This is a genomic window from Comamonas testosteroni, assembly GCF_030505195.1.
GTDB classification, from domain to species: Bacteria; Pseudomonadota; Gammaproteobacteria; order Burkholderiales; family Burkholderiaceae_C; genus Comamonas; species Comamonas testosteroni_G.
Genome location: NZ_CP129672.1, coordinates 30,277 through 48,305 on the forward strand (window position 1 = coordinate 30,277; position 18,029 = coordinate 48,305).

Below are 18,029 nucleotides of genomic sequence, written 5' to 3' on the forward strand. Positions count from 1 at the left end.
TCCGTTTTTACAGCGTGTGGACAAAGGTCTGGGCGATCAGGGTCGCGGCCAGGAACACGCCGGCATTGGCCAGCAGAGAAACCACGACGATGCGCCAGCCCAGGCGACGGAAGGCCGGGATGTCCTTGGCCAGCGACAGGCCCGCGAACGTGAGCATGGGCGTGATCATGGCCAAGAAATTGACCTTGCCCGTCAAAGCTGCCACTTCGGCGGCATAAGGCGTCAGCGGGAAAGTCATGGCCATGGCGATAAACGAAATCCAGCACACGGCGGGAAGAATGCGGCGCGTGCCGACATAGATCAGATCGCCGACAAACACGGCAGCAATGATGAGCAACACGCCGGGCAGCGCATCCATCACGGGCACCCCATGACCGATGCGGTTGCCGATCAGCACCATGGCTCCGACCAGAAGCCAGGAGGCGAAACGCATGCCCAGACCCAGCGCTGGCACCGGTGCCTGCTCTTCGTCCTTGGCTGCCGACAGATCCACGGCCTGCTGCACCAAGGCCTGCTTGCGCTTGCGGCCCAGAATCGGCTCCAGCCATTGATAGGTACGCAGGGCCAGGGGCAGCGAGATGAACAGCGTCAGATACGTGCCCACCGTCGTTGCGATCAGGTTGGCGGCGGCGGCAAAAGTGGCGATCTGGTCGCTCATTTCGGGATGCTGGGCAGCGATCGCGCCCACGGCGGCAGCCGTCATGCTGCCCGAACCCACGCCGGCGCCCATACCCAGGGCCAGTGGGTGGAAGATATTGAGGCTGGAGACAAAGCCGGCCAGCAGCGAGATGAAGATGGCACCGATCAGCGTGCCAGTGATGTACTCGGCCAGCACGCCGCGGCCTTCGGGCGAATCCATGCCGAAGCGCTCGCCGATGATGGCCAGACCCGGTTCACGACCGATGGAGAACGTCGCGCCGATCGCTTCGCGCTTGATGCCCAGCAGCAGGGCCACCGGCATGCCCAGGGCCACGCAACCGACCAGATTGCCCAGCTCCTGCAACACCAGACCCCAGCCGACCTCAGCCAGCTTGGGCAGCGAACCGCCCACCAGCAGGCCCAGCTTGGCAATGAACAGAAACAGCGCGCAGGACAGCACAGCGGCGGCCAGATTCTGGCTGTACAGGCTCAGTTGCAGCGGGCCCGGCATGCGCTTGCGCAACAGGCCCAGCACCAGGCCGATGAGCAGCGCCCAGATCATGGGCAGCAGCACCACCTTGCCCACGCCCAGCGCAATGGGCAGCGGCCCCAGCCACTCGGACAATGCCGCAATCACCAGCGCCAGTGCAAATACCTGCACCACGCTGCCCACATTCAACGCGGCCTTGGCCGGCTGCACCTCTGTACGCATCAACTTTCCTTGCGCACGACGGCCGCTGCCGACGCGCTGAAATAGCTTTGAACCCTGAAAATGGGCACGACCAGCCCAAGCTGGCGCTCACCCATGCGGGCGCTGAATATAACAATGCATTTATTGCATACGCATTCTTTTTCTGTTCTAAAAAAGTGAACATACGTATGAATACAGATGCAATTTGGCGACGACAATCGCAGCATGCCCGCCTTTCAAGACTCCCGCGCCCGCTATCTGTTTGAAGCCGTCTACTGCGGCTCTGTTCGTGCCGCAGCCGAAAAACTGGGCATCGTGCCCTCGGCCGTCAGCCGCCAGATCAGCCTGCTTGAAGAGGAGCTGGGCGTTGCCCTGCTGGAGCGTCATCGCAGCGGCGTGGTCCCCACCGAGGCCGGCCAGTTGCTGCTGGACTATCACCGCGAACATACGGCCCACCGCCACGACATGCTGGCCAAGGTCGATGCGCTGCGCGGACTGCACAGCGGCAGCGTCAGCGTGGTCAGCGGCGAAGGCTTTGCGCAGGAGCTGATCGACGGGCCGATACGCAATTTTCGGCAGCAATATCCGGGCGTCAGCATCTCGCTGGAAATCTACGGCACGACCGAGATCATGCGCCGCATTCGCGAGGACGCTGCCGAGATCGGCCTGGTCTACTACCCGCCCGCCGACAGCCACATCACCGCGCGCGGTGCGGCGCGCCAGCCCATGCATGCCATCGTCCACTCCCAGCACCCACTGGCCCGTGCTGACCAGACCTCGCTGCAAGAGCTCAGTCGATGGCCTATTGCCATGCTGCAAGGCGTGTATGGCATTCGCCAGCTCGTGGAATATGCCGAACACAAGGACAAGATTCACCTCAGCCCCGCCCTGACCAGCAATCTCATCAGCGTGCTGCTGGCCTTTGTCAGCAGCGGCCAGGGCGTGACCCTGCTGCCGCCCTGCTCCGTCACGGCCGAGCTGGCAAGCGGCCGCCTGCGCGCCATTCCCATTCACAACCCTGCCTTTCAGGATGCGGAGATGCAGCTCATCACCCGCACTGGCAGACATCTCTCGCCCGCTGCCAACCGCTTTTTGCTGTATTGCATGCAGGGCATTCAGGCGTTTCAGACCGACCAGAAGATCGCATAGTCAATGCCGATTGATCGAGATACTGCAATTTGTACAGCCTCTCGGTCAAAGGAGACAAACCGCAGCCCTCATGCAGCAGCGGCAGCCCCAACAGCCGCAGTGACCGAGCAGAACAGCCGCGTTTGAGGCAGATCAACACAGGCAAGTCTTCAGAGCCCTACCATCGGCAAGCCCTTGAATTATCTGCGAAGCCTGCTATGTTTTTTGGAATCAGCCATCTTATTGTCCCTACCACCGATCTGGAACGCGCCGCCAAGATGTGGCGTGATGTGATCGGCTTTGCCGAGGTAGGCAGGGGCGATGGCTATGTGGACATAGATACCGGCAGCGCCACGCTGCGACTGGCGCAGGTGAGCCGGGTCGAATCCAGCCTGTCGCTGCGCCTACAGGTCAGCAAGGTGCAGACCACTTATGACACCTTGCTGGCCGGAGGCTGCAGCACGCGCTACGCGCCCATGAAGACGCCAGAGCTGGAAGAAATGGCCTGCGTAAGCGATGGCGACAACCACTCCATCCTGCTGTGGCGGCCGCTGAGCGAAGACGAATGGGGCTTTGTGCCCGATCTGCCCAAGCAAGGCGAATGGCTGCCCGAGGCCGAGGCCCTGCTCAAACGCCTGCTAGCCCATGTGCCTGCCCTCTTTCGCATGCTGGCGCGGCGCAAGACCACGCGGGTGATTGAGCAACTGGCGGCAGAGGCCAAAAGCCCTGTGACCTGCGACTGCGTGATCAAGGGCTATATCACCGCATCGGCCAAGATCACCCGTTTCAGGCTGGTGGAGCCGCTGCGCGCCGAAGGCATCAATCCTCAGGACTATCAAGCAGAGTTTGACTATGAATGAAATATGCCGAAAGCCCAGTCCCACCAAGCCCTGCCAGCTATCATTCCAGGATTTTTCAACGCCATGGTGCAGATTGCGCTAGGCGTCTGCTTTAGACTGCCTGCAGCATGCAAACCAGTCTGGCTCTCACTCCTTCGCAACTGAGCGAATTCCTTCTCAACGTCGCCACCGTACGCCCCGTGTTTATCTGGGGTCCACCCGGAATTGGCAAATCGGCGCTGGTACAGAACTTTGCGCAAAGCGTGGGACTTGATTGCGTATCCCTGCTGGGCAGCCAGCTCGCTCCCGAGGACTTGCTGGGCGTGCCGCAGATCATTGACGGCGTGACCCGCTTCTGCCCGCCCGCCATGATTGCGCGCGAGCAGCCTTATTGCCTGTTCCTGGACGAGCTCAACGCCTGCAGCCAGGACGTGCAAAAAGCCTTCTACAGCCTGATTCTGGAGCGCCGCGTGGGCGAGTATGTATTGCCCGAGGGCTCCATCGTGATTGCGGCTGGCAACCGCGCACAGGACTCGGCAATTGTGCGCACCATGTCCTCGGCGCTGATCAACCGCATGATTCATGTGCAGCTCAAGGTCAGCGCCAGCGAGTGGCTGCAATGGGCACAGCAGGCCCAGTTGCACACGCTGGTGCTCGAATATCTGGCCCAGCGCCCTGACCATCTGTGGAGCCCGCCGCCCAAGCATGAAGAGGCGTTTTCCACGCCGCGCTCCTGGCATATGCTCAGCGACGCCCTGCTGTCCTATGGCGACGATTTGAATCCGCACACGCTGGAAGCCCTGAGCAGCGGCTGCCTCACGCCCCAGCATGCAGCGCAGTTCAAGGCCTTTTACAAGCTGGCCGACGACCGCCACCGCCTGGACGCCATCTTCAAGGGCGACGCCAACTGGCCCCATGCGCCGCAGGATAGAGATGTGCTGTATTTCCTGGCTCAGGCCTTCCGTGCGCGTCTGCTCAAGATCCTGCCCACCGACAAGCAGCAAAGCGGCGGCGAGTTGCAGCAAACCGTGCACCGCTCCAAGGCTATGCTCAAGGAGCTGGCCCAGATCAGCCTGGAAATGGCGCAGATCGTCACCTCTGAAAGCGACAGCCAGACCTTGCCCGCCTGGTATATGGTTGAAATCGTGCGCGACCTGCCACGCCTGGTGGAAGCACGCGAAGCGGCCAGAGCCTGATGGCCAAAGCCCCAACGCGCGACACCCCTGCCACCCAGGCCTATACGCAGGGCCTGGCCATGCTGCAGGCACACCCCATCTTTAGCGAACTCAGCCGCAGCCTGGGCTTTGTGCGCAGCGCCCAGTCATGCTGCCCTGCCCATGGCTGGGCGCAGGCCAGCCTCAACCACCAGCGCTTTACCGGCCAGATCGACATCCACCCCAAGCGCATGGCCAAACCCGAAGAATGGGCGTATTGCCTGGGGCGGGCAACGCTCAGCTACGCGCTGGAGCTGTTTCAGCGTGACCGCAGCCATTGGGCACAATGGAGCGCAGCCTGCGATGTGGTCACGGCCCGCTTCATCCAGACCATCAAGCTGGGCCGTCCGCCCGAAGGCATGGAACTGCCCGACGGACTGCCCCAGCGCGACGAGGCCCAGTGGTATGTGCAGTTCTGCGAACAAGGCATACCTTCCTGGGCGCAGGCCCTAAGCCTGGCCGGTCCCGGCCAGGGCGGCGCTCACCCCAGCCTGGCCCTGCCGGAGCAATGGCCAGAGCCCGCCTCCTCCACCAGCAAGCCGCAGCCCTACTGGCGCAGGTACGGCAACTGGCCCGAAATGTTTGCTGCGGGCCTGGCCCGCTCTGTGACCCAGTCCGTGGAAATGGCGGCGGGCGTGCGCCGCGAGTTTGGCCAGAGCCGCGCTGCCAGCAGCGCGCTGGACCTCGCACGCCACTGGTTCATGGACAGCTTTCCGCTGCTGGGCAGCATGGTCGCGGCGTTTGACATCATCGAGGACGCCAGCATCTGCGAGCGCGAGGACATCTCCGTCGCCGCCGTCGACGAGATGCTGCGCACCATCTACATCAACCCCGGCCCGCACCTGTCCGAGCTGGAGCTGCGTTTTGTCATTGCCCACGAAGTCCTGCATGTCGCCCTGCGCCATCTGCCGCGCCGGCGCGGGCGCGAGCCGTTTCTGTGGAATGTGGCCTGCGACTTCGTCATCAACGACTGGCTGATCCAGATGGACGTGGGCCAGCCGCCTGACATCGGTCTGCTCTACGACCCGGAGCTGCGCGGGCTCAGCGCGGAAGAGATCTACGACCGCATCGCGGGCGATCTGCGCCGCATGCGCAAGCTGCGCACCCTGGCCGGTGGCCAGGGCGACATGCTGGAGCGTAATGTGCGAGTTCAGCGCAACGCGGGCGACTACACCGATATCGACGAGTTCTGCCGCACCCAGTTGGGCAAAGGCCTGCTGCGCCATGAGCAAAGCGCACGCGGGCTGCTGCCCGCGGGATTGATCGAGGAAATCCGCGCTCTGCTGCAGCCGCCGATTGACTGGCAGGTGGAGCTGGCACGCTGGTTCGATCACCACTTTCCGCCCATAGAGACGCGGCGCAGCTATGCCCGCATCAGCCGCCGTCAAAGCGCTACGCCCGATATTCCCAGGCCTCGTATTCAAGCCGACAGCCGCTGGCTGGAAGGGCGCACCTTCGGCGTACTGCTGGACACCTCGGGCTCCATGGAGCGCCATGTGCTGGCCAAGGCGCTGGGCACCATCGCAAGCTACGCCGACGCCAAGGATGTGCCCGCTGCGCGCTTGATCTGCTGCGACGCTGCCGCCTACGACCTGGGCTATCTGCCAGCCGCCGACATTGCCCAGCGCATCGCCCTCAAAGGCCGTGGCGGTACCGTGCTGCAACCGGGCGTGGATCTGCTGCTCCAGGCCGACGACTTTCCCAAGGACGGCCCCATCCTCATCATCACCGATGGCCAATGCGACCAGCTGCGCGTGCCGCGCGAGCATGCCTATCTGCTGCCTGCGGGCCGCAGGCTGCCGTTTCGCACAGCTGCGCCCATATTTGTGATGGGCTGAGATTCAAGATCAAGCAATAGCTGTCTCGTGCAGCGCATGCCACAGCACGCCGCCAGCTGCGACTTCCAGAATCGCCGTGGAATAGCGCGCATGGCTAACGCCGGCCAGCATATGTGTTTCGCGGTAGCGCAGCGCGACATGTGAGCCCGCCTGCCAGATGGTTGTCAGCTCATCCACCACCATCTGCAAACCGGGCCTGGCGCCAGCAGCGCCCTCAAACATCTGCTGTATCTGGGCACGCGTCACGATCCGGCCGCCTGTGGTGACCATGCTGAAGCCTTCGGCAAACACCTGCATCAGCGCCTTGATAGCGGCTTGGGCGGCTTCGCCCTTTTGAGTAAAAACGGTCTGGATCAGCGCATGCACATCGTTAATGCTTTGTGCGGCAGCTTTGAGGTTCTGGTCGTTCATGCCTGGCTTTTTTTCAAGCTGTGTAAACAGGTCAGCGGCAGCAGCCCAACCAGGGCGGCGACGGCGAAGCTTGCGTGATAGGCCGCCAGCGCACCGGTATGCGGCTGCAGCAGGTTGAAGATCATCAAAAACAGGGCCGCGCCCACGCTGAATGCCATCTGGCGGTTGATGTTCCAGACCACGCTGGCCTGGGGCAGTTTCGAGCCGTGAAAATCCATCAGCGCCGTGGTTTGCGCGGCATTGGCAGCCAGACCGCCGCCCAGGCCCATCAGGGCATAGGCCAGCACCAGGGTTAGCAGATCGCCCGCGCTGTTCACTGCCATCAAGCAGGCAATACCCAGGCTGTGCAGCAGCAGACTGACCACAAACAGCGGCCTCGCCCCCACGCGGTTGTAAATGCGGCCACACATCAGCATGGCCAGCAGCGCGCCGCCGGCATAGACCAGCATGAACATGCCCGAGCGCTGGGCGCTCAGTGCCAGCAGGTCCTGCAGAAAAAACAGGCTCAGCAGATTGACACCGGTAAACACGCCGGGCACGGCGTAGTACACGGCCATGGACACCCGCAGGCGTGAGCTGCGCAGCAGGCGCAGCTCGACCACCGGGTCTGCCGCTTTGCGCCAGTGGCGCAGATAGAGCGCGCTGGCTGCCAGACCCAGCGCAAGACACAGCAGCGCCCGAACCCGGCCACGGCCTGCACCGTACAGCGACATGCCCATGAGCACAGCAGTCAGTGCCGTACCGATCAGCAGCAGTCCGGTCATATCGGGCTTGACAGCAACCGACGGCTCGAATGACTCTGCCGAATCGCGCACCCAGCACCAGGCCAGCAGCGCGGCAGCCAGGGCCAATGGAATATTGGCAAAAAACACCCAGCGCCAGGAACTGCTGTCCACAATCAGCCCGCCCAGTCCCGGTGACAAAGCCGGTGCAATCAGGGCCACGGCCATGACAAGGGTGGAGATGCGTGCACGCTCCGCCCCCTGAAACAAGGCAAAGGCCATGGCCTGCCCCACAGGAATCAGCAGCCCGCCGGCCATTCCCTGCACGAAGCGCCAAACCACCACGGCCGTAAAACTGCCTGCCATGCCGCAAGCCGCCACAGCCAGTGCAAACACCAGCATGGAAACTGCCAGCAAACGCCGCGCGCCCCAGCGGCCGGCCAGCCACGTGCTGATGGGAATCACCAAGGTCAGGCCCAGGATGTAGGCATTTCCCACCCAGGCGGTGTCCAGGCTGGCTGTCTCGAACTCGGCAGCCAGGCGTGGCAAGGCGACTGCAGGCATGAAGATATTGATGCAGTCGATAAAAAACCCGGTCAAAAACACCAGGGCAATGCGGTAACGGTAGCTCATGTCTTTCCTTTGAGCTGCACATAGTAGGCAGCGCAGTTGCCCGCGTCGATACCGCTATGCTTGATACTTTGTTTGATCAAACTGAACAATGGCCGCCACCACAAGCACTGCCATCCACACCCAGCTTCACCGCGTGCAGACTTTTCTGGCCGTGGTGGAACTGGGCAGCTTCACCAAGGCCGCCGACTACCTGAACATCAGCAAAGCCATGGCCAGCTTGCATGTAAAGGCGCTGGAAGAAGCCCTGTCCATTACCTTGCTGGTGCGCAGCACGCGGTCGGTGGCATTGACGGAAAGCGGCCAGCAGTTCTATGACGAGTTCAAGCAGATCTTCGGCCATATCGAAGCTGCATTTGACAATGCCCAGCACGGCAGCCGCCGCCTGCGCGGGCAGTTACGCATCAGCACCACGGCCGAGTTTGGCGAGCGCTATGTGCTGCCGCTGATCCCGCAGTTTGTGCAGCGCTACCCAGGCATTGCCATCAGCCACGATGCCAATTCCTCGCTCAGTGACCTGGTAGCCGAAAAGCTCGACCTGGTTGTACGCCTGGGCAGCCTGGCCGATTCCAGCCTCAAAAGCCGCAAGCTGGCAGATTATGAAATCTGGCTGGTCGCATCGCCCCAGTTGACTGGCCTGCAAGCCGTGCAGCGGCCGCAAGACCTGGCCGATCTGCCCTGGATTGCCAACAGTAATCTGGACAGCCCCACGCACTGGGTGCTGGAAGGCGCACAGGGCCAGCAGACCGAGGTGCAGGGCCGCACCGCCCACCAGTCCAATTCATCGAGCACGATTCGGGCGCTGGCACTGGCGGGCCTGGGTGTCGCCGTGCTGCCCGACTGGCTGGTGCAGGACGATGTGCGCAGCGGCCAGCTGCAGCGCGTGCTGCCCGAGTACGCCCTGCCCAATCAGTCGATTCATCTGGTCTTCCCCGGCAGCCGCCACCTGCCGCGCAAGACACGGGTGTTCATCGACTTTCTGGCCGAGCATCTGGTGTGTTGATTGCCCACAAAAAACTCAAGACAAAACAACCTCTGACGCTTACCCAGAAAGCGCCAGCAGCTATCAAAAACATAAAATTCATGCCATGCGGCTGCGCCCTAGCCTCGGGCGTGGCCGTCTTGCAATCCGCACCAATCCGGGACACTACTGTTTAGCAGCTAGGCTTGGTGCTTACTCTTTGAACGGAAGCGAATCCTTGAGCACAGCCACCCTCCCCTCTTGCCCCCAATGCGGTCTGGACAACACCTATCCCGATGGCGATCTGCTGATCTGCCCCGATTGCGCCCATGAATGGTCGGCCCATGCAGAAACCATTGCCGATGAAGACAACGGCCCCCGCATCATCAAGGATGCCAACGGCACGCCGCTGGCCGACGGCGACAGCGTGCTGCTGGTCAAGGACCTGAAGGTCAAAGGTTCCTCTACCGTCATCAAAAAAGGCACCAAGATCAAAGGCATTCGCCTGGTCTATGACAACGGCGACCATGACGTGGACTGCAAGACGGATCAGGGTCCATTCATTCTTAAATCCGAGTTTCTGAAAAAGGCCTGACGCGGCACTCCCCATCGCTGAACCCAGCGATCCACCCAACGCCCGGAGCCATGCCGGGCGTATCCGCTTACACAATGGGGCGGCTCAAAAGCTCTGGCAACCCGCTTGTGCAAATAAAAGCCCGACCAGCCTCTGCCCTGATCCCAAAGCGCTGGCCGTTACCAAAAACAGACTCAGCCACATCCGCCATCCGCAAATGAAACGGCTGTCTGTCCCCGTGCAACTACAAGCTCAGGGCGGCATGGCTTTCGATGGCGCACGCCATCGCCGCACAAAACTGCCGCCTCTTCCGCCGCCTTGCCATGGCAGGGCCGACCCTAAGGCTTACCCTCGGATGTCATGATCTGGCAATTAAATTGCGGCATGCGTTAAGTCCATTCAGGGCACCGGCCCTACATTGCCCCTCGAACTCCTTGATTTCTGCCCCTGCAGAGATCAAGACAGACTGATGCATACCCCGTGCGCAGCCAGGTCCAGGCCATGAAGGGCATTAGCAGGAAATGAACCGGCAACTCGAAGGCAAGCAAACCAATCACTGGTCACAGTCACCGCACTGGCCTGTAGAGGTCCTGGCACAAAGACTTGGCAGTCTATGCATCACAGGCTTGACGCTGTTGGCCTGCGCAGCTCCCCCCGGCATCAAGACAACAAAAAGCCCTGCCTAGCCCTAGCACCGCGGCTTGCAGCCTCTACGTCGTGATGCTTGCAACTCATGCAGCAGGGATCCTGCCCGTGCCCCATACCAACTTCCAAGAGACAAGCATGACCCCAAGAGCGACGACCATTTCGGGTGCAACGCCCAGGCAGGACACCAGCCATGGCATCGATGCAGACAACGCGCTGTATGCCAAGGTCAGTTGGCGGCTGCTGCCCCTGCTGCTGATCTGCTATATGGTCGCCTACCTGGACCGCATCAACATCGGCTACGCCCAGATCCAGATGAAGCAGACGCTGGATTTCGGCGACGCCGCCTACGGCTTTGGCGCAGGCCTGTTCTTCATCGGCTACTTTCTGTTTGAAGTGCCCAGCAATCTGCTGCTGGAGAAGATAGGCACACGCAAAACGCTGATGCGCATCATGCTGGCCTGGGGCGTCATCGCCACGGCAATGGCCTGGGTCTCCACTCCCATGCAGTTCTATGTCGCGCGCTTTCTGCTCGGTGCCTTCGAAGCCGGCTTCTTTCCCGGCGTGATTCTGTACTTCACCTACTGGTACCCCTCGGCACGCCGCGGCCGCGTGATCTCCATCTTTCTCTCTGCCGTCATGGCCATAGCGATTGCGGCCGGCCCGTTATGCGGCGCCATTCTCAAATATATGGATGGCATCGACGGTCTGCATGGCTGGCAGTGGTTGTTTCTCATCCAGGGCCCTCCCGCCTGCATTCTGGGTCTGATCCTCTACTTCTATCTGCAGGACAAGCCGAGCGACGCCGGATGGCTGACAGACACCGAAAAAGGGCGCCTGCAACACAACATCGCCAACGACAGCTGCCAAGTTGCTCACCATGGCGGACACGGGCACAAGGCGGCCCACAGCAGCGCCACTATGGGCCAGTTGCTGCGCGACCCAAAGGTCTATGCCCTGTCACTGGTGTATTTCATGATGCACGGTGCCACCTATCTGTTTGTCTTCTGGATGCCCACCGTGATTCAGGGCCTGGGAGTGCAGGACGTGCTGCATGTCGGCATCTATTCGGCCATTCCCTTTGTTGCGGGCTTCTTCGGCATGATTGCCTTCGGTGCCAGCTCCGACCGGTTCCGCGATCGACGCTGGCATTTGTTCATCGCCACCGGCATGGCCATTGCCGGCCTGATCGCTGCCCTGCAGATGCACGGCCATCTTGAGGGTTCGCTGATTGCCCTGGCCTTCACGCTAATCGGTCTGGCGGCCCTGCCCCCGCTGTTCTTTGCCCTGGTCAGCGACTATCTGTCACCGGCCGTGGCCGCCGGCGGCATAGCGCTCATCAGCAGCCTGGGCAACCTGGGCTCGGCCGCCAGCCCCACACTGGCCGGCCTGCTGACGCAATACACAGGCAACAAGCACTACAGCATCTATCTGGTGCTGGTCATGCTGATCCTCTCGGCACTGGTGCTGATGGTGACGTTGCGCGGCGCAAAGACCAGGCGGGGCTGAGCCATGCTTTAGGGAGGAGTCCACCAGGTGAAAGCCGTGCTGGAAAGCTCCGACTATCGGCCGACCTTCGCAGCGGTCGTTGACAACAGGTCGGCTCGCTGAGGATATGCCTGCGCGGAAAGCTTTGGTTTTTGCAAATGCCTATTCCGGAGACAAAACGGTGAACAACTCCCGCCAATTCCCGGGCGCGTGGCTGATCAGTTCTTTCAGCAGTACTTGCACGCGTTGTGCGACCTGGGAAACGCTCTCGCCTTCTGTCAAAGGACTATCACCTGCAATGATGCAAATATCTGCCTCGATATTTCCCATATCCGCCTCCCACCCGCTCGCCGATTCAAGGAGATAAAGCAAGTGATATTCGATTGAAAAGCCTGGCACCGTCGAATTACTCTGACATGCGTGGGACAAACTCTGGAACGTCAACATCAGGTCATGCCTGGAAAAGGTCCGACTTTCGAGGCTGAGTGACAGCGCTGATTCCCCAATAGCCTCGTAAGCCAACTCTCGCCAATAGGCTACATCGTGCTTTCCATCTGATTGAAGCATATGCAGGCTGGCATACGATGCCATCGCGTCCACATCATCGAACAACCGCGAAAGCACTAAGTCGCTACGAAAGTCGAATCCAAAAAAATAAATTACTCCGTCCAACACCAGCGATTCAATTCCACCTATGGCAGGAAGCCGCTCGCCGAACGCTAATACGCCCTTGGCTTCGGTATCGCCTGGTTCGCAGGCACGGCGCAACCATTCGACGGCTTCGGTCACATCGCCCTGCTGAAGAGTATGCAAGGCATCAAGATTGGATTGGGCTAGCTTGTTGCCCTGTGCTGCAGCTTTACGCCACCAAGCAACGGCTTGTTCTTCGTCTTTCGCAACGCCGCGACCATCCATGTACAAGGAGCCTAGATTCGCTTGAGAAACAGCATGTCCTTGCTCCGCCGCTTTGCGCCACCACACTGCGGCCTGGGCTTCGTCCTGGGTCACACCTTCGCCCTGTACGTAGCAAGCAGCAAGACTCGCCTGGGCGACTGGGTCGCCTTGCTCGGCTGCTCTACGCCACAAGAGCAGGGCTTGAACGTCATCCCGGTCAACGCCTAGCCCTGTCGCGTACATATTGGCGAGATTGGTTTGCGCCTCCGCATTACCTTGTTCTGCGGCCTTGCGCCACCAGGCCACGGCTTGAGCATCGTCCTGCCTCACCCCCCTACCCAGCCTCAACATTCCGGCGAGATTGATCTGTGCTATGACGTGCCCTTGCTCAGCGGCTTTACGCCACCAGCCTACGGCCTGCACATCATCTTGGCCAACTCCTCGCCCTGCTTCATAGACGCCACCAAGCCAGCTCTGAGCGATGGGAAGTCCCTGGTCCGCGGCTTTCTGCCACCAAGTTGCGGCCAGGGCATCGCTTTGGGGCACACCTTGGCCTGTTGAATACACGTACCCGAGATCGGACTGAGCTGCAACGTCGCCCTGTTCCGCGGCCTTGCGCCACCACGCCACCGCTTGTGCATCGTCCTTAGCTATGCCCAAACCATGCATATACATTGAGCCAAGAGCATGCTGGGACATAGCGTGGCCTTTCCTGGACGCTTTGCGATACCAAGTCACGGCCTTGGCATAGTCCTGTGCAACGCCATTCCCGTCCTCGTATCTACGACCGAGTTGATACTGCGCTTCAGCATTTCTGTCATTTTTCCCAAAGAGTCTAAGGAGACGGCTTAGCATATTGGCAAGGTCCAAAGTACATTTTTGATTTGATGCCCCAAGCTGGGGCAGAGGTGTCGGCGCGGCTGGTTGCTGTAGTGCAAGGCCGGGTTGCTGCTAAGGGTCAGGGAAGTACAGGCATTTCAATGCCATGCTTGTCTAGAAAGACGGATGGCTGCAATCGACCTTATATCTGTGAAGCAAACGGAAAGAAATCAGGTAATTCTTAAAATTCAGCAATACCCATCCTCATGAATGCCAACGATGCACTTGCTGTGCAGGGGGTCACTCGCAAAAGAAAAAGCAGGACTACATCAAAGCCTTCCCAGCTTTTCTGGACCTCTGCAAACAAGAGGATCTATCAGCGGCCCCTATCACTTACCTCAATTTAGGATTCAGAAGAGTTTTATCTTTCAATGAACGCCTCAAACTCCGCTGAGACTCAGCCAATAACCATCAGACACTGAAGTTCAGCAAAAAAGACCTCTGGCATTTATTTAGTAAGTTCTTATTGCTATTAGATTTACTCTTTGAGCTGTGCCTCGGTAAACGGATTGGCCTCATAACGCAGCCAGCCTGCCGCCACAGACTTGCCTCCAGCAGCGCCTGCGCTGCGGTCGTTGGGGTGCGAGCGCCCCTCGCTCACCACCACCTCGGCAAAGTCAAACGGGCTCATGCCCGAAATGCAAGCCACATTCACACCGTACTGATGCGGCGACGAGCGTCGCTGATGGAAGGTATAGATGCCGCAATGCTTGCAAAAGAAATGCTTGGCCTGCCCGGTGTTGAACTGGTAGAGCGTCAGCGCGTCCTGCCCCTGCAGCACCTCGATTCCGCTCAAATCAGCCGACACCGCCACGGCCCCGCGCATGCGGCAAAACGAGCAATTGCAGCGCCGCACGGTGTTCAGGCCGTCGCTTAAAAGAACGGTAAAACGCACTGCGCCGCAGTGGCAGGCTGCTTGGAGCGGTTGGGAAAAATCGAGACCAGAGCTAGGCATGGTTGTCTCCATCAAGGGGCGGTTTTGAGGCGAGCACTGAAATCAACAGCATCCAATATCGGTCAAATCAAGCTCAAGCGCATATTTATCAAGCGCAAGCAGCTATGAAGTTTTGAAGTTATGAAAATTTCCCGATCAGGAAATTTTTGACTTGTTGCAGTTGATTTGAATACATATTTCCCGCTCGGGAAATTTAAGGTTCATCGAGGAATTTCGTGGAGATAAGCCCGTTCGTTTTGTAATCTGATGGCAACGACACTGACATCGGAGAACAAATCAAATGCTGGACTCGAAGTTATTGCAGGCTCTTGGCGGCTGGGAGGGCTACGTGGTTGAACGTGTGCAGTGGCCCCAGGGCGATAGCCGCACCGTGTCGATTTATCTGAAGCCGCAGGCCAGCGTCATGCATTGCGAGCGCTGCGGTGCGCAGTGCTGCCAAGTCCATGAGACCACGACATGGCGCGTGCGCGATCTGGTACTGTTCGAGTACAGGGTGGTGCTGCATGTGCCGCGTCGGCGTCTGTGGTGCGATAGCTGTGGTGGCCCGCACCTGGAGAAGCTCAGCTGGCTCGTTCGCTACCAGCGCGTCACAGACCGTCTGGCGCAGGCGTGCAGCCAGTTGCTTCGCAGCAGCAGCATCAAGGCGGTAGCGGCCTTCTTCGATCTGGGCTGGCACACCGTCAAGTCCATCGACAAAGCCTTGCTGCTGGCCAACACTGCGCAGCCGCAATGGGATCAGATCGAGTACCTGGCGATGGACGAGTTTGCGCTGCACAAGGGCCATCGCTACGCCACAGTCGTCGTCGACCCCATCAGCCGGCAGGTGCTGTGGGTGGGGCAAGGGCGCTCACGCGAGACGGCCCGCCAGTTCTTCGAGCAGTTGCCCGCTGGCGTTGCCCAGCGCATTCGCGCAGTTGCTATCGACATGACTACGGCTTACGAGCTGGAGATTAAGGCACACTGCCCTAACGCCGAGATCGTCTATGACCTGTTCCATGTCGTGGCCAAGTATGGCCGGGAGGTTATCGACCGAGTGCGTGTCGATCAGGCCAACCTGCTGCGCCAACAGCCCTCAGCACGTAAGGTGCTCAAATCCAGCCGCTGGCTGCTGCTGCGCAATCGCAACAAGCTGCAGCCTCAACAAGCAGTGCAACTCAAGGAACTGCTGGCGGCCAATCAACCATTGATGACGGTATACGTCTTGCGCGACGAGCTCAAACAGTTGTGGTTCTACCGTCGTGCGACTTGGGCGCATCGCGCCTGGCGGCACTGGTGTGATCAAGCCCATCAAAGCGGCATTGCCGCACTGAGCACCTTCGCTCAGCGCTTGCAAAGCTACCTGCACGGGATCATCGCCCGATGCAGGCATCCGTTGAACACAAGTGTTGTGGAGGGCATCAACAACACCATCAAGGTCATCAAGCGCCGGGCCTATGGCTACCGCGATCAGGACTACTTCTTTCTGAAGATTCGGGCAGCATTCCCCGGTAATGCGCGATGAACCAAATTTAAAGCGCAAGCAGCCATCAAAATAAAAAAGGCAGCCCGAAGGCTGCCTTTGTTTTTGAACAGGTCCTGAGACCTGATCTCTACACCTACTTGCGCGCAGGTGGCACGTCCGTGCAGGAGCCGTGCGCCACTTCGGCCGCCATACCGATGGACTCGCCAAGGGTTGGATGGGGGTGGATGGTCTTGCCGATGTCCACGGTATCGGCACCCATTTCAATGGCCAGGGCGATTTCACCAATCATGTCGCCCGCGTGCGTGCCGACCATGCCGCCGCCCAGGATGCGGCCATGGCCGTGGGCTTCGGGGGAGTCGTCAAACAGCAGCTTGGTAAAGCCTTCGTCGCGGCCGTTGGCGATGGCACGGCCGGAGGCGGCCCAGGGGAACAGGCCCTTCTTGACCTTGATGCCTTGTGCCTTGGCCTGATCTTCTGTCAGACCCACCCACGCCACTTCGGGGTCTGTGTAGGCGACCGAAGGAATCACGCGGGCGTTGAATGCAGCGGAAGCCAGTTCCTTGTTGCCTTGCAGCTCGCCGGCGATGACTTCAGCGGCGACGTGCGCTTCGTGCACGGCCTTGTGCGCCAGCATGGGCTGACCCACGATGTCGCCGATCGCGAAGATGTTGGGCACGTTGGTGCGCATCTGGATGTCGACGTCGATGAAGCCGCGGTCGGTCACGGCCACGCCAGCCTTTTCGGCGCTGATCTTCTTGCCATTGGGCGTGCGGCCCACGGCTTGCAGAACCAGGTCATAGGTCTGAGGTTCGGGCACGGTGACGCCATCCTTGGCAGGTGCGAACGTGACCTTGATGCCTTCAGGCGTGGCTTCGGCCCCCACTGTCTTGGTGTTGACCATGATGTTGTCGAAACGTGGCGCGTTCATCTTCTGCCAGACCTTGACCAGATCGCGGTCAGCGCCCTGCATCAGGCCGTCCATCATTTCCACCACGTCCAGTCGTGCGCCCAGTGTGCTGTAGACGGTGCCCATTTCCAGGCCGATGATGCCGCCGCCCAGAATCAGCATGCGCTTGGGCACTTCCTTCAGGTCCAGGGCGCCGGTGGAATCGACTACGCGGGGGTCCTTGGGCATAAAGGGCAGATGCACAGCTTGCGAGCCTGCAGCGATGATGGCGTTCTTGAACTGAACGATCTTCTTGCTGCCGGTCTTTTCCTGGCCGGAACCGGTGGTTTCTTCGACTTCGATGTGGTTGGCCGAAACGAAGTTGCCGTAGCCGCGCACGACGGTGACCTTGCGCATCTTGGCCATCTGGCCCAGACCGCCGGTCAGCTTGCCGATGACCTTTTCCTTGTGGCCGCGCAGCTGGTCGATGTTCACTTCAGGAGCGGCAAACTTCACGCCCGCCACTTCCAGGTGCTTGACCTCGTCCATGACCGCAGCCACATGCAGCAGAGCCTTGGAAGGAATGCAACCCACGTTCAGGCATACGCCGCCCAGGGTGGCGTAGCGCTCGACCAGCACGACCTTCAAGCCCAGGTCGGCTGCACGGAAGGCTGCCGAGTAGCCGCCAGGGCCACCGCCGATGACGACCACGTCGCAGTCCATGTCCACGGTGCCGGCAAAGTTGCTGGCCACAGGGGCAGGAGCGGCAGCCACGGGGGCGGCCACAGGTGCGGGAGCTGCTGCGGCGGGCGCAGGGGCTGCAGCAGCCTGTGCAGGAGCGGCAGCACCGCCTGCGGCTTCCAGCGACAGTACGATGGAGCCTTCGGCAACCTTGTCGCCGACCTTGACCTTAATTTCCTTCACGACGCCAGCATGGCTGGAAGGAATCTCCATGGAGGCCTTGTCGCTCTCCACAGTGATGAGGGACTGGTCCACGGCCACGGTATCACCGGGGTTGACCAGCAGTTCGATCACGCCCACTTCGGCGAAGTCGCCAATATTGGGCACCTTGATATCGATGAGGCTCATATGCGCTCCTATCTTGGTTTTTGTCTCTGTGCCGCCTGATTCGCTCGGGCAGCTGAAAACGGTATTTCCGGGTTGAAGCCTGGC

General features: G+C 60.4%; 14 protein-coding genes and 1 pseudogene. 8 read left to right on the plus strand and 7 right to left on the minus strand.

The window, feature by feature from the left end:
* Window positions 1-7: 7 nt before the first annotated feature.
* On the minus strand, window positions 8-1,351 hold the full coding sequence (locus QYQ99_RS00135; protein WP_302090876.1) for a DUF3100 domain-containing protein: 1,344 nt from the start codon (window positions 1,349-1,351) through the stop codon (window positions 8-10).
* A 177-nt stretch (window positions 1,352-1,528) separates the two neighbouring features.
* On the opposite strand from QYQ99_RS00135, the gene QYQ99_RS00140 reads away from it, so the two are divergent.
* The 4 genes from QYQ99_RS00140 (at window position 1,529) to QYQ99_RS00155 (ending at window position 6,349) form a co-directional block, all read left to right on the plus strand.
* Window positions 1,529-2,479 (plus strand): LysR family transcriptional regulator, encoded by a 951-nt coding sequence (locus QYQ99_RS00140; RefSeq protein ID WP_367882837.1) that lies wholly within the window; start codon window positions 1,529-1,531, stop codon window positions 2,477-2,479.
* Window positions 2,480-2,676: 197 nt separating this feature from the next.
* The gene (locus QYQ99_RS00145; protein WP_302090878.1) at window positions 2,677-3,318 is read left to right on the plus strand and encodes a VOC family protein; all 642 of its coding nucleotides are present in this window, start codon (window positions 2,677-2,679) and stop codon (window positions 3,316-3,318) included.
* Window positions 3,319-3,425: 107 nt separating this feature from the next.
* Entirely contained in the window at window positions 3,426-4,493 is a 1,068-nt protein-coding gene (locus QYQ99_RS00150) for an AAA family ATPase (protein WP_302090879.1), read from the plus strand.
* On the plus strand, window positions 4,493-6,349 hold the full coding sequence (locus QYQ99_RS00155; protein WP_302090880.1) for a vWA domain-containing protein: 1,857 nt from the start codon (window positions 4,493-4,495) through the stop codon (window positions 6,347-6,349). The genes QYQ99_RS00150 and QYQ99_RS00155 overlap by 1 nt, the downstream gene beginning before the upstream one ends.
* 9 nt (window positions 6,350-6,358) lie before the next feature.
* On the opposite strand, the gene QYQ99_RS00160 is transcribed toward QYQ99_RS00155, so the two are convergent.
* Entirely contained in the window at window positions 6,359-6,760 is a 402-nt protein-coding gene (locus QYQ99_RS00160) for a DUF4440 domain-containing protein (protein WP_302090881.1), read from the minus strand.
* Entirely contained in the window at window positions 6,757-8,115 is a 1,359-nt protein-coding gene (locus QYQ99_RS00165) for an MFS transporter (protein WP_302090882.1), read from the minus strand. Before QYQ99_RS00165 ends, QYQ99_RS00160 begins: the two co-directional genes overlap by 4 nt.
* Window positions 8,116-8,203: 88 nt before the next feature.
* Here QYQ99_RS00165 and QYQ99_RS00170 point away from each other — a divergent pair, with 88 nt between their 5' ends.
* The 3 genes from QYQ99_RS00170 (at window position 8,204) to QYQ99_RS00180 (ending at window position 11,801) form a co-directional block, all read left to right on the plus strand.
* On the plus strand, window positions 8,204-9,115 hold the full coding sequence (locus QYQ99_RS00170; RefSeq protein WP_302090883.1) for a LysR family transcriptional regulator: 912 nt from the start codon (window positions 8,204-8,206) through the stop codon (window positions 9,113-9,115).
* A 196-nt stretch (window positions 9,116-9,311) separates the two neighbouring features.
* Complete coding sequence (locus QYQ99_RS00175; RefSeq protein ID WP_046462443.1) at window positions 9,312-9,668, plus strand: zinc ribbon domain-containing protein YjdM; 357 nt, start codon at window positions 9,312-9,314, stop codon at window positions 9,666-9,668.
* Between the two features lie 762 nt (window positions 9,669-10,430).
* On the plus strand, window positions 10,431-11,801 hold the full coding sequence (locus QYQ99_RS00180; RefSeq protein WP_302090884.1) for an MFS transporter: 1,371 nt from the start codon (window positions 10,431-10,433) through the stop codon (window positions 11,799-11,801).
* A 141-nt stretch (window positions 11,802-11,942) separates the two neighbouring features.
* On the opposite strand, the gene QYQ99_RS00185 is transcribed toward QYQ99_RS00180, so the two are convergent.
* From QYQ99_RS00185 to QYQ99_RS00190, 3 genes and pseudogenes are all read right to left on the minus strand, one after another.
* A complete protein-coding gene (locus QYQ99_RS00185) occupies window positions 11,943-13,373 on the minus strand; it encodes a tetratricopeptide repeat protein (protein ID WP_302090885.1) in 1,431 nt (476 codons plus the stop codon).
* Window positions 13,374-13,427: 54 nt separating this feature from the next.
* Window positions 13,428-13,529 (minus strand): annotated as a pseudogene (locus QYQ99_RS28315) (hypothetical protein); the annotation flags it as partial.
* Window positions 13,530-14,031: 502 nt separating this feature from the next.
* Window positions 14,032-14,508, minus strand: coding sequence for a GFA family protein (locus QYQ99_RS00190; RefSeq protein WP_302090886.1), 477 nt, complete (start codon window positions 14,506-14,508; stop codon window positions 14,032-14,034).
* A gap of 280 nt (window positions 14,509-14,788) precedes the next feature.
* Here QYQ99_RS00190 and QYQ99_RS00195 point away from each other — a divergent pair, with 280 nt between their 5' ends.
* Window positions 14,789-16,009 (plus strand): ISL3 family transposase, encoded by a 1,221-nt coding sequence (locus QYQ99_RS00195; RefSeq protein WP_302090476.1) that lies wholly within the window; start codon window positions 14,789-14,791, stop codon window positions 16,007-16,009.
* A gap of 94 nt (window positions 16,010-16,103) precedes the next feature.
* On the opposite strand, the gene lpdA is transcribed toward QYQ99_RS00195, so the two are convergent.
* Window positions 16,104-17,945, minus strand: coding sequence for a dihydrolipoyl dehydrogenase (gene lpdA, locus QYQ99_RS00200; protein WP_302090887.1), 1,842 nt, complete (start codon window positions 17,943-17,945; stop codon window positions 16,104-16,106).
* Between the last annotated feature and the right edge of the window lie 84 nt (window positions 17,946-18,029).